The sequence below is a fragment of the Pseudomonas sp. NA-150 genome, assembly GCF_044336365.1.
GTDB lineage: Bacteria > Pseudomonadota > Gammaproteobacteria > Pseudomonadales > Pseudomonadaceae > Aquipseudomonas.
On record NZ_CP172305.1, the window covers coordinates 1,487,501 to 1,502,010 of the forward strand.

Consider the following 14,510-nt stretch of genomic DNA (forward strand, 5'->3'; position numbering starts at 1 on the left):
TAGCTTTGCACTGGACTTTGAATTTGCTTGTGTAGGATAGGTGGGAGGCTTTGAAGTGTGGACGCCAGTCTGCATGGAGCCAACCTTGAAATACCACCCTGGCAACTTTGAGGTTCTAACTCAGGTCCGTTATCCGGATCGAGGACAGTGTATGGTGGGTAGTTTGACTGGGGCGGTCTCCTCCTAAAGAGTAACGGAGGAGTACGAAGGTGCGCTCAGACCGGTCGGAAATCGGTCGTAGAGTATAAAGGCAAAAGCGCGCTTGACTGCGAGACAGACACGTCGAGCAGGTACGAAAGTAGGTCTTAGTGATCCGGTGGTTCTGTATGGAAGGGCCATCGCTCAACGGATAAAAGGTACTCCGGGGATAACAGGCTGATACCGCCCAAGAGTTCATATCGACGGCGGTGTTTGGCACCTCGATGTCGGCTCATCACATCCTGGGGCTGAAGCCGGTCCCAAGGGTATGGCTGTTCGCCATTTAAAGTGGTACGCGAGCTGGGTTTAGAACGTCGTGAGACAGTTCGGTCCCTATCTGCCGTGGACGTTTGAGATTTGAGAGGGGCTGCTCCTAGTACGAGAGGACCGGAGTGGACGAACCTCTGGTGTTCCGGTTGTCACGCCAGTGGCATTGCCGGGTAGCTATGTTCGGAATAGATAACCGCTGAAAGCATCTAAGCGGGAAACTAGCCTCAAGATGAGATCTCACTGGGACCTTGAGTCCCCTGAAGGGCCGTCGAAGACTACGACGTTGATAGGTGGGGTGTGTAAGTGCTGTGAGGCATTGAGCTAACCCATACTAATTGCCCGTGAGGCTTGACCATATAACACCCAAGCAATTTGCTTAGAGACAAGCAAATGCAGGTGTGAAGACGCAAACGACGAAAATTTGCAGCACACAGATTGCTATCACATACCCGATTTGCTGAAACGTTGAAAGACGCGTCAGTACCCGAATTTCTTGACGACCATAGAGCATTGGAACCACCTGATCCCATCCCGAACTCAGCAGTGAAACGATGCATCGCCGATGGTAGTGTGGGGTTTCCCCATGTGAGAGTAGGTCATCGTCAAGATTAAATTCCGAAACCCCTATCTGCGCATACAGATAGGGGTTTTGTTTGTCATCAAAAAAAGTATTCAAAGACTGTCACGAAATACGCGTTGGCCGGCAAGAATAACGTGGCTTCGCCGCACTGAGCACCCCACTATCTACGAAAGCACGGTGTCGATGCCGACTTATATGTTCATAGGCTCGGTGGTAGGCCAGTTCGAGCCAAGCTAAATAGAATTAATAAGCAGCCGGCATAAAACGTCGGCTTCCGGTCGATTCTATTGAAAAACTCTCCCCTAGTTGGCCAATTAGAGGTCCCCTTTGCTGAAGGATCCAGCCGAGTTCCTCAGTTCTTACTATGGTGTGACTGAAATCGGCAGAGCATCACCAGTCACTCAGGCAAGGGCTCACTCTCCGAGAATTCAGGTGACAATAAAGGTCTCGAAAGAATTTTAAGGGTATCACCGAATTATTTTTCTATGAGTTAGACTCCTTAAGCACATTGACCGCGGAGATCGACGCAAAAGGAGCGGTCAAAAAGCAGAAATTCAAGTATTTCAATGTGGTCTCCGTGAAGACAATCGGTTGACCATCGCTAAGGCGATGAAGGTATCCAGCTGGGCGTACGAAGGTGAGATGAGGACGTCGGCACACCATTAAGTCGAATACCGAATCGTTTGCGGCAAAAAACGTAACCGTCCGGCCAACACACTTGATGCCATCGCATAGGGCGATGGTGTTTATCTAAGGTGATCTCCACCGATCCGCTTTTCTGATTTCAAGGGATGCTTGTGGCCTGGTGCAAAGGTCTGTTCCTCCACACTTTCCAGAAATATAAAAAGCATAAAACAATTAGACAGTTCAGAAGATTCCACCAGGACTGATCCTCTCTAGCGGCCTCAAATATCACCATACGAGCTTCGCATTGGGGCGCGGAACCGCACTTTGCAAAACAAAATTGCTGTCCATCCAGCCCGCAAGAAAGAATTTGGTCGTTTATGACAGATAGCTCAAAAACTTTCCCTTTGTCCCTGTCGAACCTGATTGAATCGCTGGTGAACAGATCATAAAATTTCTTGAGCTTTCCCGTTTCAGTGTCCTCAAACAGGTATTGAGCCACTTGAATTTGTCTCCTGCCGGGCACAATCGCATAAACCAGTTTTCCACGCATGGTTTGGATGGCTGCTTCACCATAACCAAATGGGCCGGGCTGACGGCCAATGAGGCAAAGCTGCCAGACTATTAAAGCCCCAGCTAACGCAAACAGAAAGGAAACCGCGTAAAATTTTTTTTTGCGCAACCGCATGACTCACCTTTCATGTGCAAAAAAAACAGCATATCCGATGCGCCGCTGGACACTGAGAGGAATCAAGCTGATTAAAGATATATGGCTAGACATTCTGTCTTGCGGTAAGCAAATGGGCATCATAGATTGCGTAACGGCATCCAGTTATGCGGCAACAGCTCGGCAATTTCACTCGCCCGCTGCGTCGGGAGCCGCGCCAGGACGTCTTTCAATCAATCATATGGGTCATGCCCATTGAGCTTGGCCTGCTGGATCAAACTCATGACCTCCTCCACCCGTTTTCCGCGGCGCAATGACCCTGCAAAGAGCCAATTCTTGCGCCAAAGAGCCAATGGCCGAATATGCTGCTCGATATGGTTGTTATCAATAGGCACCGCGCCATCATTCGGATCGGGTACCCCTAATCGTCGGTCCGGTGACTAGTAGATCGCAAGTATCAACCGTTGTAGAAGCCGTTTTCCAGCCTTCTACGTCTACTTTCGTAACCGGCCGGACAACACGCCTTCCGGACCCCGACGCCAAAGGCGATGGTGTCTAGATAATTTGGTCTAACCCCGAAATGTTGGAGTTCGGAAAGTGTGACCCCCGAACGCTTGCACTTCCTCAACGGTGGCGTTTGCTTGAAGGCGGAAGGGAAGGAGGCTGTACGGCTTCCTTCCCGGCTCAAGCGTTGGCGAACTGCTCGCTCAGTTTTGTAGCGGCTTTTTCGAACGCGACTTTCATCTCTCCAACCACGATGTGGTTGTGATCGAAAGAAATATAGATGCGTCCATAGGGGGACGGCATCATCAATACACCAGCTTCACGCAAGGCAAGGTGAAGAGCTTTGGTGAACACCAGGTTTGCGCTGCGCAACGCTTCCTCGTATGTCGTCGGAGCGTGGGCAGCGAGCCATATACCAAAGACGTTGCCGTATCCGCTGGTGGTGACCGTCATGCCATGGGAATTGAATATGGCTTCAATGGCAACACGCAGTTCGTTACCTCGGCGGATCAGGTGTTCATAGTCTCTGTCGTCCAGTTGCGACAAGGTGCTGGTGACGGCGGAACAGGCCATTGGGTTGCCGCTGAAGGTGCCCCCGCGAGCGACACGACCTTCTTCGAAGCCCGCAAGGATGTGCGGCTTGCCGACCACCGCTGATACTGGTACGCCGTTACCGATCGCTTTACCGACGCTCGCAAGATCGGGGTCCAGGCCTTCGCGCACACCTGCAAGCCCGGCGTACAGGCGGAAACCCATCAGCACCTCGTCACAAATCACCAGCGCGCCGTGCTGGTGGGCGACGTCTTGCACATGCTTGAGATATCCAGGCAGCGCCATGATGCAGCCCGCGTTAGCCAGCATCGGTTCCAGGATGATGGCGGCGATGTCGTTGTCTTCAGCGAACAGCCGCTCAACGTCGAGGAAGTCGTTAAAGCGGATCAGCGTGGTCCTTTCGGTGGAAGGACGGGCGCCGTCTTCGAAGCAGGCTTCCTGCGACGTCACATTGCCGAAGCTGACGTCATCGAACCAGCCGTCGAAGCCGGCTGCCATCTTGGCAATCCTGCCTCGACCGGTGTACGCGCGGGCCGCCCGACAGGCCAGGTGTACGGCTTCGCTACCAGAGTTGGTGAAGATGACTTTGCTCAGTTCGCCGGTGTGCCGGGCCAGATCGGTCGCAGCGCCATGTTCGCGTACATGAGCCCAAGACGGGGCTGCGCTGTCGGCTAATGCCTGTGCAACGGCGGCATTCACCAAGTCATTGGAATGGCCCAGTAAAACTGCGCCAAAACCCAGTGCGGTATCGATGTACTTGCGACCCTTGTCATCCCACAGATAAGCGCCTTTTCCCTTCTGAATAAACAGTTTTTCACCGTTAAGCTCAGGAAGGATTCGGGCGGCACTTGATACATCACCCACTAAATTAGTCATTCTAAACCTCTGAACTTTGGCAGTAATTAGCTTCCCCAGAATACAAACCGGGAGGTATTACAGGATTCTTGACGGGCGTGATGGACGGCGTCGGTATCGTTATTCTTGTTTTACTTTCAGCTTTTCGTTACGCCGCCGGAGCACTTCCAGGGTCAGCAACATCAGCACGGACAGGACCACCATGATGGTTGCAACGGCGGCGATATTCGGGCTGATGTTCTCTCTGATCCCTGCGAACATTTGCAGCGGCAAGGTGCGCTGCTCCGGGCTGGCCAGAAACAGGGTCACCACGACTTCGTCAAACGAGGTGGCGAAGGCGAACAGACCACCGGAAATCACGCCGGGTGCGATCAGTGGGAGCACGACCCTGAAAAACACAGTCAGTGGCGGCGCGCCGAGACTCGCGGCGGCTCGACTCAGGTTGGTGTTGAAACCTTGCAGGGTTGCATTGACCGTGATCACAACAAAGGGAACGCCAAGCATGGCGTGCGCCAACACCAGCCCGATGTAGCTATTGAGCAGTTGCAGCCTGGCGAAGAAAAAGTACAGGCCCACCGCGACAATGATCAACGGCACGATCATCGGCGAGATCAGAAACGCCATGACCAGGCTTTTGAAGCGGAAGTTGCCTCGGCACAAACCGACCGAAGCCATGGTGCCAAATATCATGGCCAGAAAGGTTGCACCGGGGGCGATGATGAAACTGTTTTTAAACGCCTGTTGCCATTCTTGCGATGACATCAACTCCTGATACCAACGGAACGAAAAGCCATCCATCGGGTACGTCAGAAACGACGAGGAGTTGAAGGACAATGGAATGATCACCAGTATCGGCACGATCAGAAACAACAGGATCAGAATGGAGGCGGCCACCAGTCCAAACCGGGCGATTTTTTCGGCGAGTGATGCGTAGGGCTGCAACATGTCGATTACCTCGCCTGCGTCTGATTGGTGAGCTTGCCGTACACCGCGTACAGCAGCAGCGTGGCGATGAGCAACAGGCTGCCCAGCGCCGAGGCCATGCCCCAGTTCACGGTTTTATTGGTGTAGAACGCGACAAAGTAGCTGACCATCTGATCCGCAGCGCCGCCCACCAGTGCAGGTGTCACGTAATAGCCGATGGCAAGGATGAACGTGAGCAACCCGCCCGCTGCCAGGCCTGCGTAGGTTTGAGGGACGTACACCCGCCAGAACGCCACGAACGGATGCGCACCCAAGGAGATGGCGGCGCGAACGTAGTTCGACGGTATACTTTTCATCACGCTGTACAACGGCAAAATCATGAACGGCAACAGGACATGGGTCATAGCGATGATGACGCCGGTTCGGTTGAAAACCAGCTGGATAGGGGCGTCGATAACCCCCAGGAAGATCAACGTGCGATTGATCAACCCATCGGATTGCAGCAGCACGATCCATGCGGCGGTCCGAACAATCAACGACGTCCAAAACGGTAGCAGCACGCAGATCATCAGCAGGTTGCTTTTGCCTTCTGGCAGCATGGCCAGCCAGTAAGCCACCGGAAATCCAAGCAGCAGGCACAGCACGGTGACAATGGCGCCGATGTAAAAGGTGCGAGCAAAAATATCGACGTAAATCGACTGATTAGGCTCAGCCTTGACGATGTTTGCGGTGGCTGAATCGAAGCGGTGATCAAGTGCCGCCAGCAGATAGTACGGCGTCAGCTTTGACGAGGCCTGTTTGAGCGCCTTCCAGTAGGCGACGTCACCCCAGGCTTTATCCGTTTCAATCAAGGCATCGCGTTTCGACACCACGCTGTCGTTCGGGAGCGTGCGCAAGGTCTTGCTGATCACGGTGCGAAAGTCAGCAATCTCATAACTCAGGCGTTTGCTGAGGGCGAGGATCTGCCCGTTCTCTTTGGCGTTCACTAAATCTTTGATCAGGGCAGCGTAGGCGGCTTCGTTTGGCAGCGCCTGTCCGTCCCATGAACTCAGGGCAACGGTGGTCGCAGGCAGCGAGGTATTGACTTCGGGGTTGTCGACACTGCGGCTGAGCATGGTGCCAATAGGAAATGCGAAACACACCAGAATGAACAAAAACAGCGGCGCGATCAGCGCCAAAGATTTCATTTTATAGGCGCGTTCGGACTTTCTGAGTTTGGCCCTCAGGTCTGTGGTGTCGTCGTAGGTTTGAACGATGGAGGCTATCTGACTCATGATCGATGGCTCAATGTTTGGTCACGTCGAGCGTACGGATATGCTCAGGCGCCCAGGAAAGGGAAATGGAACTGCCCACTGTCCAGCTGCTGTCCATTTGCGTGGCAGGCAGCTTGATCATGAAATTGGCTTGCCCGGCGATCTCAGTGATCATCCTGACGTGATCGCCCAGGTAGATGTATTCCTGAATCCGCGCGGTCAGCGGGGTGCTGCCAGCCGGGCTGACGTTGACCCGCTCCGGGCGAATGCACAGCGCCACCTGTTGACCAATCTGCGCCGCTGCAACGCTGATCGCCCGGATAAGGCTGCCATCAGCAAGACGCACCAGGGCGTGCGGGCCTTCCTGGGAAGACAAGGTGCCAATCAGCGTGTTGTTTTCGCCGATAAACTGAGCCACGAAGGTTTTGGTCGGCGCTTCGTAGATGGTTGCCGGGGTGTCGATTTGCTGGATAACGCCATCGTTGAATACCGCGACCCGATCCGACATCGTCAGTGCCTCGCTCTGGTCATGAGTCACGTAGACCACAGTCAGGCCCAACTGTTTGTGCAGGTGTTTGATTTCCAGTTGCATGTGTTCACGCAACTGCTTGTCCAGGGCGCCGAGTGGCTCATCCATGAGCACCAGCTTGGGTTCGAACACCAAGGCACGGGCGAGGGCAACTCGTTGTTGCTGACCACCGGACATTTGTGCCGGATAGCGTTTAGCGAAATCGTTGAGCTTTACCATGTCCAGTGCACGACGAACTTTTTCGCTGCGCTCTATGCGGTTCATTTTGCGTACGGACAGCGGAAACGCCAAGTTCTCCTCGATGGTCATGTGCGGGAACAGCGCGTAGTTCTGGAACACCATCCCGATATTGCGTTTGTGCGGTGCAAGGTTATGCAGCGGTTTGTCGTTCAAAAAAATTTCGCCATGGGTGGGCGTTTCAAAACCAGCGAGCATCATCAGGCTGGTGGTTTTACCCGAGCCGGAGGGGCCGAGGAGGGTAACGAACTCGCCCTCTTTGATATCTAGGTTCAGGTCTTTCACAACGGGGCGAAAGCCGTCGTAAGTCTTTTGAATGTTTTTAAAACTGACTAGGTGTTTCATGTCGCAACCCTCATTAGGGAGTAGGCAGGATCCGTCTTCGCTACTCATCTGCCTATTCATGCAAAATGAAGAAGCAATCATTGAACGCGCCAGTCGCGCACGGCGACTGGGCGGCACTGCGTATTGTTAAAACTGAACCCAGCAACAGGTGGCGGGAGTGGCTGGGGCAGAGTGTTACTGTTGGGCGATCCACGCGTTGAAGCGCTCGGTGAGTGCCTCGGTGTTGTCCACCCAGAACTCAACATCCAGCGGTAATGCCTGAGCCATGTTTTCCGGGGTTGTCGGCAGATCAGCCTTCAGGTCGGTGGGAACCAGGTCGTTGGCTTTTTTGTTGGTCAAGCCATAGGCGATGAACTTGGGTAGCTTGGCCTGGTTTTCGGGTTTGCTCGCAAAGCCGATGAAGTCCATGGCAGCAGCTTTGTTCTCGCTACCTTTGAGCACGGTCCAGGAGTCGATGGCAGACACGCTGCCGTTCCATAGGAATTTGAAGTGCTTGCCTTCATTGCGGTTAAAACCGGTGATGCGGCCGTTGTAGGCGGAACTCATCACCACGTCACCTGCGGAGAGCATTTGCAGCGGCTGTGCACCGGCTTCCCACCAGACGATGCTTGATTTGATGGAGTTCAGCTTTTTGAACGCACGGTCCACGCCTTCAGGGGTACGCAGCACTTTGTAAACGTCAGCCGGTTTTACACCGTCCGCGATAAGGGCGAATTCCAGGGAGTATTTCGGCCCTTTGCGCAGGCCGCGCTTGCCTGGGAATTTGTCGGTATCAAAGAAGTCGGCCCAAGAGGTGGGTGCTGTTTTCAGCTTGTCGCTGTCCCATGCCACGCCGGTGTTCCAGACGATTGCGCCGACGCCGCAGTTGTTAACCGCCTCAGGGACAAAGTCGGCCTTGTTACCGACTTTGGCCCAATCAATTTTTTCGTATAGACCAGAATCGCAGCCCAGCGCGAGGTCTTCGGCCTCTACTTCGACAACATCCCAATTCGGGCTGCCCACCTTGACCTTGGCGTCAAGCACACCGACACCGCCGTCCCAGCTTTGGTCGAGGACCTTCTTACCGGTTTGCTGGCCGAACGGTGTGAAAAAGATTTCACGTTGGGCGTCCTGGAAGCTTCCTCCCCAAGACACGATGGTTAGGTCGCGAGCGCTAGCCGTTTGGGATACGGTGATAGCTGCAACGGCAAACGCGAGAACGGCTAAAGCGTGGCATGGCTTGTGCATTTGTAACCTCGACGCAGATGTGGTGTTGTTGTGGTAAAAATTTTTACCACTCAGAAATCAACGATGCAAGTTTTATTTTTTGTGCGCGTAAAAAACTAAAATCGCCCGTGTAAACGGCAAGCGGTTGATTTTTAACGTCTAAAATTTGGTTTTTAGCGGCAAATAACCGGGTTAATTTTTTGCAGTAATAGCCCATTGAGTAGTGGCGCGCTGGACGACTAACGTCCTCGCCGTGTTACTTTTGCCTTCCACAGGTGAGTCGTGATGGTGCGAATCAACCCAAGAGGGTGCGTGATCACTCACCCAAAGATCCCGGTCTACTTCGTAAGTGACGTATAGAGCGGCTGACCATGGCTGTGGTCAGCTCATGTGAGGAATCAACCGTGACAGAAACATCGGCAATCAGCCGGAATCCACATGCGCCCGAGGAGTCGCCCGCAGAGGCAGTTCCGAGCGAAGAAACTGCGTCGGTAGGTGAAAGGCTCAAAGCCCTTCGGCAAAGCCGGGGATTGTCGATACGCGGTCTGGCTGAGCAAGCCGGGGTTCCGCATGCCACCTTGTCCATTATCGAAAGGGACAAATCCAGTCCGTCGGTCAGCATCCTCAAGCGTTTGCTGCGGCCGCTGAATATCACTTTGAGCGTGTTTTTCTCTGACTCTGCGGTTGTGGATCGCGCGGTGTTCTACAAGGCCAACGAACTGGTTGAGCTGGCAGACGGCAAGAAACTTTCTTACCGGCAGGTAGGTGCGAATCTGGCTAACAGCTCGATGATGATTCTTCACGAACGCTATGCGCCGGGTGCCGATACGGGGCAGGAAGGCGAAGAGCTTTACTCCCACGAGGCTGAGGAGGGCGGCATCATCATCGAAGGACGACTGGAAATGACCGTTGGCGATGAGGTGCGTATTTTGTCGGTCGGCGACGCGTACTACTTTGACAGCCGTCTGCCGCACCGGATGAGAAATCCGTTCGACGAGGTCTGCGTGGTGGTGAGTGCGGTTTCACCTCCCACGTTCTAAACCCTCGGTGAGCGTTCATTGGGCGTAGAATGTCCGTGGCTTCAATCCCAAGGCGTTTCTAGCAATTTCGCTTGCATGAAGTCGCGAAACACGCGGATTCTCGGGCTCAAATGTTTTCTGTTGGAATAGATTAGATAAATTGGTTCTTTTGTGGGGATGTCGTAATTAGTCAGCAGTGGAATCAGTCGACCCTGTTGGATATCAGCGCCAATGTGGAATTGGGCAAGTTTGACGATTCCGGCTCCCCCCAGAGCCATCTCTCGCAATAAGTCTCCTTGGGCGAAGACTGCTTTTGGCGCGATGGGAATCGTTACTTGCCCATCGTTCGTTAGAAATCTCCAGTTGTTCCATGCGCTGTTAAAACCGAAGTTGAAGCAGTCGTGATTGAGCAGGTCTCTTGGCTGACTAGGACTGCCCTTGCGAGCCAGGTACGCTGGTGAAGCACAGGTGATCCATGCGCTTTCACCAATTTTTTTTGCGATTCTTGACGAATCAGGAAGCACGCCACTGTGGATGGCCAGATCTAGGCCTTGCTCGAAATGGTCAACGTATTGCGCGCCGACCTGGATGTCGACGGTCAGTCCGGGGTACAACGCGAGGAATTCAGGGAGCCACGGTAAAATCTGGTGTTTGGCGAAGGTGGTCATCGTATGGATGCGTAACGAACCACTGACTCGGTTCGGAAAGGCCTCGGCCAATGAGTCGGCCTCAGCCATGGCATTGATTACCTCGCGGGCGCTGACCAGGTAGGCCGAGCCTTCCTCGGTGAGCGTCAGGTTGCGGGTGCCGCGTTGAAACAGTCGCACCTTTAACCGGTCTTCAAGGCGGGTGATCAGTTTGCTGATGGCCGAGGGGGTCAACCCGTTGGCGCGTGCGGCGGCCGAGAAATTCCCATGCTCGTTGGCCCACATGAAGGCAAGCATCTGTGAGTAGTTATCCATCCGCACCTCTCGACAGCAAACACTTGAAATGCAGCCTGCCAGCATTTTGCCCCTCAAACAACAAGCGCGCCCCAAGGCGCGATTGTGCTTCTGATATTTGTTATCAGCGGATGAACTGCTCGATGTAGTCATCGGGTAAGCCCAGTTCCTTGTAGTGTTTACGTGCCGCTTTAAGTTTGGTGAAGACGTCTTCGTAACCCACCGCAACGCCCTGTGGATCAACGTAGGTGTAGCCACCCTGAACGTGGAACCAGGTGATCATTTCCTCAACGTCTTCGGGCACAAACAGTGTGTGGGTTTCGCCGGGTGGCTCGTAGGCAAAGGAACCTTCGGTAGCGATCCAATCATGCTCCAGGTAGTACCAGCGTCCTTTCAACACCAGGGCGTGTACACCCCCGGAATGGCGGTGTCGCGACAGCACTCCGGACTGACGAACCCGGAGCAGATTGATGTAATACCCACCTGTGGTACTCAAGAGCAATGGTTTGAACGACACTGAGCTGGTGACAGGCACCCACAATTTGTCGTCCTCCAGCCAGTCGGTCAGCACCCCCGGATGCACCATGTCTGGGGTCATGTACGGCACTTGCGGCAGTTGGTAGGGGATTGCAAGTTCGTCTGGCTTTGGCGCTGTGCTCATTGCTGTCCTTCCACGGTCGGTGATCGAAATCGCTGGAGGCTGGGTGTCCAGGTAGAGGAAAGACTAAGCGAGCAACGCGCGTTGATAAAGGGTGTCGGTAGCACACCCGCTGTGAACGTTCGTCATAGGTCGCTGCAAAGTTAGGCAGGTTGGATCAAGAGCTATAGGAGGATAACGGTGCTGCACTAATGCTTTGGCAGCCGATGAGGAGCGGGCCGAATAGGCCAATTTCTGGCCTTGCGTTGTGTCATTTGGAAAGCCAGGCTAGTCCTTGGGTTTTCATATTCCTTTCCATTGGGCTGTCTTTCGTTGTGAACACACGCTGTTTAGTAACCGTCCGGGCAATACACCTTCACCCAGTTTGATGAATCAGGCCAGCATATGGCTACCGCCCAGATGGATCATGCGTAACAAATTGATTTGACGTTACCCATGCATAAACCGCCAATGCCAAGGCTCAAAAGCGTATCCATTGGTGTTGTTGATTGGATAGGACATCCGAAAACCGAAAGATTCTGCGTTTTCTTCCAGCCATCTAAAGGCTCGTGTATTTTCAAACTCGGGCTCCAAGGCAGGACTTTCGGGAGCACCTATATCGACTGCACACCCAGTATGGTGCTCGCTGAAGAATGGGGGCGCCGAGACCGTAAGAATGTGTTGAATGCTCAAACCTAAGTCTGATTTTCTTTTGATTATTCCCGCCTGCCGTTCAATGCTTCTGAATGCCGAAATAATGTAGATTTGTACCCCATCCATGCTGGCGGCGGCTTTCAGCTTCCGCCATGCCTCGGCAGCATCGGGTTGTAGCCAATGCTCTCTACCGTTTTCGTCAGTCTCAGCAAGGTCAAGGATTTTGGCTTCAGCGAACTCTTGTAGATTGCGACTGATAATGGACTGTAATGGTATGCGAAGGCTGTCGAGCATGCGCAGAGCCGAGGGTGTGTAACGCATCTTGCTAACCCCGAAACCCGATTGGTGAACTAGCTTACCATATGGCGTACGTAAGCTCAGGTCTCGTTGGCCTAGTGCTAGACAATCGCGCCGGAAGCCTTGCATCAAGGACGACAGTGCCTGTCCTGAATCGAAAATCGAATTCTATTTTTCTCTCTATCAGCGGTCACTATTGTGAGGTGATGCATGACATTAACAAGCACCGCGCCCTACTTCAGCCAATGGGAATCACGGCATTTAGCTTCCGCCATTATTGCCGGCAACCACCCTCTCTATGATGATCCTTTGTGGGAAGAGTCCGGTGCACCGTCTGCGGAAGAGTACGCACTCTGGGCCAATCACATTTGCGGAATGGCTTGCCTGAAGATGGTACTCGCCGCAAGGACGGGCATCGTTCACCCGACATTTTTCCTCTTGGAACGTGCGCAAAAGTATGGGGCCTACCTACAGGAGGAAGGCAGCATTCGGGGAATGATATACGCACCCTTCAACGAAATGCTGAAGAAGGATTTTAGCATTGACGCCGAAATAGTTACGAATGTGGCGGTTGAGAACATAGGAGCACTTTTAGGAAACGCACAATTCTTCATTGCCTCCGTGCATCCATTCATTAGGTGGCCAGAGCGTGAGCCACCGAAGAAAGGAGGACACCTCGTTTTGGTGACTAACGTTTCGGGGGACTATCTGACATTCCATAATCCGTCTGGTCACAGCGTAGAGTCACAGGAAAATGTGACGATGGATGCGCAAGATTTTGGAAGGTATTTCGCTGGCCGTGGCATCCTTATCTAACGTGTAGTAAGACAAGGGTGTAAGCATATGTCGATAACACCTTGCAACCAGCGTAACCGTCCGGGCAACACACCTTCCGTAAGCGTTCAGCCAACACACATTGCGAACGCCAGCAAGGACGAAGGTGTCCGCGTATTTGCTGTCCACCATCGCCCAAAGCGATGGGATCCGGAAGGTGTGTTTCTCGGACGGTGACATTGGTTGAGCATTGTCTCTTTGGCGACTTCCGTTATATTGAAGAGCATTCTTGGATATCAGTTCAAAGGAAGACACTGTGAATTTACGGATTGAAGTCGAACTAGCACCTCAAGAAGCCGATTATCAGGCGATTCTGGCGCCGTTAAGAGCGTTTAACCAAGAACAGGCCACGCTGACAAATGCCGAAAAAATAGCATTGCTGATCAAGGACGACGTGGGTAAACCCTTGGGCGGATTGTATGCCAAGGTGTTCGGACAGTGGCTATTTGTCGAGTTGCTTGCCGTACCCGAAGTCGCCCGAGGACAAGGACTTGGGTCGCAGCTAATGAACATGGCAGAACAATTGGCTCTCGAAAAAGGATGTCTGGGTATTTGGCTGGATACATTCTCATTTCAGGCACCAGACTTTTACCATCGACTTGGCTTCAGCGTATTTGGCGAACTGAAGGATTATCCTCCAGGGCACAGTCGCTTTTTCATGCAGAAGCGCGTTCAAAGCCAAGAGCAAAGTTAGGTTCGCCAAATATATGCGTGCGGGTACCACCGACTTGCGTAACTAAAGCGGTTGCCACCTATACGGCAGCAACTCGGGAATTTCACTCGCCCGCAGCGTCGGCAGGCGCGTGAGGACATCCTTCAAATAGGCGTACGGATCATGCCCGTTGAGCCGTGCCGACTGGATCAAACTCATGATCGCCGCCGCCCGTTTTCCGCTGCGTAGTGACCCGGCGAAGAGCCAGTTCTTGCGTCCAAGAGCCCATGGTCGGATCTGGTTCTCGGCCCAATTATTGTCAATGGGTACGGCCCCGTCATCGAGGTAGCGTGAAAGCGCTGCCCAGCGTTTCAGGCTGTAATCGAGTGCTCTGCTGCGCTTTCTAGGGCTCCTCTGACTGCATGAGCATTATTTGGGACAGGGGTGCGCTGTCCTCATTCGAAATCTGCCAGTGTTGACGCTGCGATGCCGGCTTTCTTCGACAATTCCTCTTGGGACCAAGCCAGAAGCGCGCGACCAGCTCGTACCTGTTTAGCCGAAAGCATTGCTGAATCAGTCATGATGGCAAATCTCCAATGAGGTCATATTTTTTATATGACCTCATTGAAAGTCTGTCAAGCAAGCCGCCCTTCAGAATGCCGAGGGTGCTGCATCGAGCGGCGCCGAGTCGACATTCGGCCGGTATTTAGCTGCCCTCAGTCAGCATGGCTG

At 53.4% G+C, this 14,510-nt stretch carries 12 protein-coding genes, 2 rRNA genes and 2 pseudogenes (1 of these 16 cut by a window edge); 5 read left to right on the top strand and 11 right to left on the bottom strand.

The features are described 5' to 3' along the window. A 23S ribosomal RNA gene (locus ACF0H7_RS07190) occupies positions 1-824 on the top strand; it begins 2,067 nt to the left of the window's first position. A gap of 136 nt (positions 825-960) precedes the next feature. After that, a 5S ribosomal RNA gene (gene rrf, locus ACF0H7_RS07195) occupies positions 961-1,076 on the top strand. Between the two features lie 756 nt (positions 1,077-1,832). Here the strand turns inward: rrf and ACF0H7_RS07200 are convergent. The 7 genes and pseudogenes from ACF0H7_RS07200 to ACF0H7_RS07230 form a co-directional block, all read right to left on the bottom strand. Beyond that, on the bottom strand, positions 1,833-2,360 hold the full coding sequence (locus tag ACF0H7_RS07200) for a hypothetical protein (protein ID WP_397452088.1): 528 nt from the start codon (positions 2,358-2,360) through the stop codon (positions 1,833-1,835). A 119-nt stretch (positions 2,361-2,479) separates the two neighbouring features. Then, positions 2,480-2,746 (bottom strand): annotated as a pseudogene (locus ACF0H7_RS07205) (transposase domain-containing protein); the annotation flags it as partial. Between the two features lie 277 nt (positions 2,747-3,023). Continuing rightward, a complete protein-coding gene (locus tag ACF0H7_RS07210) occupies positions 3,024-4,271 on the bottom strand; it encodes an aspartate aminotransferase family protein (RefSeq protein ID WP_397452089.1) in 1,248 nt (415 codons plus the stop codon). A 99-nt stretch (positions 4,272-4,370) separates the two neighbouring features. Beyond that, positions 4,371-5,195 carry an ABC transporter permease gene (locus tag ACF0H7_RS07215; protein WP_397452090.1) on the bottom strand — a complete coding sequence of 275 codons (825 nt, stop codon included), beginning with the start codon at positions 5,193-5,195 and terminating at the stop codon, positions 4,371-4,373. 5 nt (positions 5,196-5,200) lie between these two features. Continuing rightward, positions 5,201-6,448: an ABC transporter permease gene (locus tag ACF0H7_RS07220; protein WP_397452091.1), complete on the bottom strand. Its 1,248-nt coding sequence runs from the start codon at positions 6,446-6,448 to the stop codon at positions 5,201-5,203. Positions 6,449-6,458: 10 nt separating this feature from the next. After that, on the bottom strand, positions 6,459-7,538 hold the full coding sequence (locus ACF0H7_RS07225) for an ABC transporter ATP-binding protein (protein ID WP_397452092.1): 1,080 nt from the start codon (positions 7,536-7,538) through the stop codon (positions 6,459-6,461). Positions 7,539-7,712: 174 nt separating this feature from the next. After that, positions 7,713-8,765, bottom strand: a complete 1,053-nt coding sequence (locus tag ACF0H7_RS07230) for an ABC transporter substrate-binding protein (RefSeq protein WP_397452093.1) — start codon at positions 8,763-8,765, stop codon at positions 7,713-7,715. A 350-nt stretch (positions 8,766-9,115) separates the two neighbouring features. Here ACF0H7_RS07230 and ACF0H7_RS07235 point away from each other — a divergent pair, with 350 nt between their 5' ends. Further along, positions 9,116-9,784: a cupin domain-containing protein gene (locus ACF0H7_RS07235; protein WP_397452094.1), complete on the top strand. Its 669-nt coding sequence runs from the start codon at positions 9,116-9,118 to the stop codon at positions 9,782-9,784. A gap of 41 nt (positions 9,785-9,825) precedes the next feature. Here ACF0H7_RS07235 and ACF0H7_RS07240 read toward each other — a convergent pair whose 3' ends face one another. From ACF0H7_RS07240 to ACF0H7_RS07250, 3 genes are all read right to left on the bottom strand, one after another. Beyond that, entirely contained in the window at positions 9,826-10,725 is a 900-nt protein-coding gene (locus tag ACF0H7_RS07240) for a LysR family transcriptional regulator (protein ID WP_397452095.1), read from the bottom strand. A gap of 103 nt (positions 10,726-10,828) precedes the next feature. Next, positions 10,829-11,365 carry a 2,4'-dihydroxyacetophenone dioxygenase family protein gene (locus tag ACF0H7_RS07245; protein WP_397452096.1) on the bottom strand — a complete coding sequence of 179 codons (537 nt, stop codon included), beginning with the start codon at positions 11,363-11,365 and terminating at the stop codon, positions 10,829-10,831. Between the two features lie 426 nt (positions 11,366-11,791). Continuing rightward, positions 11,792-12,316, bottom strand: a complete 525-nt coding sequence (locus tag ACF0H7_RS07250) for a D-alanyl-D-alanine carboxypeptidase family protein (protein ID WP_397452097.1) — start codon at positions 12,314-12,316, stop codon at positions 11,792-11,794. Between the two features lie 186 nt (positions 12,317-12,502). On the opposite strand from ACF0H7_RS07250, the gene ACF0H7_RS07255 reads away from it, so the two are divergent. Together ACF0H7_RS07255 and ACF0H7_RS07260 are read left to right on the top strand one after the other, a co-directional pair. After that, positions 12,503-13,108 carry a hypothetical protein gene (locus ACF0H7_RS07255; protein ID WP_397452098.1) on the top strand — a complete coding sequence of 202 codons (606 nt, stop codon included), beginning with the start codon at positions 12,503-12,505 and terminating at the stop codon, positions 13,106-13,108. A 274-nt stretch (positions 13,109-13,382) separates the two neighbouring features. Beyond that, positions 13,383-13,820 (top strand): GNAT family N-acetyltransferase, encoded by a 438-nt coding sequence (locus ACF0H7_RS07260; RefSeq protein ID WP_397453849.1) that lies wholly within the window; start codon positions 13,383-13,385, stop codon positions 13,818-13,820. 42 nt (positions 13,821-13,862) lie between these two features. Here ACF0H7_RS07260 and ACF0H7_RS07265 read toward each other — a convergent pair. Continuing rightward, positions 13,863-14,174: pseudogene (locus ACF0H7_RS07265) on the bottom strand (transposase); the annotation flags it as partial. Between the last annotated feature and the right edge of the window lie 336 nt (positions 14,175-14,510).

Excerpts from the sequence above, each read along its gene's own strand:
- ACF0H7_RS07200 (WP_397452088.1), bottom strand. The coding sequence starts at position 2,360 with ATGCGGTTGCGCAAAAAAAAATTTTACGCGGTTTCCTTTCTGTTTGCG.
- ACF0H7_RS07210 (WP_397452089.1), bottom strand. The coding sequence starts at position 4,271 with ATGACTAATTTAGTGGGTGATGTATCAAGTGCCGCCCGAATCCTTCCT.
- ACF0H7_RS07215 (WP_397452090.1), bottom strand. The coding sequence starts at position 5,195 with ATGTTGCAGCCCTACGCATCACTCGCCGAAAAAATCGCCCGGTTTGGA.
- ACF0H7_RS07220 (WP_397452091.1), bottom strand. The coding sequence starts at position 6,448 with ATGAGTCAGATAGCCTCCATCGTTCAAACCTACGACGACACCACAGAC.
- ACF0H7_RS07225 (WP_397452092.1), bottom strand. The coding sequence starts at position 7,538 with ATGAAACACCTAGTCAGTTTTAAAAACATTCAAAAGACTTACGACGGC.
- ACF0H7_RS07230 (WP_397452093.1), bottom strand. The coding sequence starts at position 8,765 with ATGCACAAGCCATGCCACGCTTTAGCCGTTCTCGCGTTTGCCGTTGCA.
- ACF0H7_RS07235 (WP_397452094.1), top strand. The coding sequence starts at position 9,116 with ATGGCTGTGGTCAGCTCATGTGAGGAATCAACCGTGACAGAAACATCG.
- ACF0H7_RS07240 (WP_397452095.1), bottom strand. The coding sequence starts at position 10,725 with ATGGATAACTACTCACAGATGCTTGCCTTCATGTGGGCCAACGAGCAT.
- ACF0H7_RS07245 (WP_397452096.1), bottom strand. The coding sequence starts at position 11,365 with ATGAGCACAGCGCCAAAGCCAGACGAACTTGCAATCCCCTACCAACTG.
- ACF0H7_RS07250 (WP_397452097.1), bottom strand. The coding sequence starts at position 12,316 with ATGCGTTACACACCCTCGGCTCTGCGCATGCTCGACAGCCTTCGCATA.
- ACF0H7_RS07255 (WP_397452098.1), top strand. The coding sequence starts at position 12,503 with ATGACATTAACAAGCACCGCGCCCTACTTCAGCCAATGGGAATCACGG.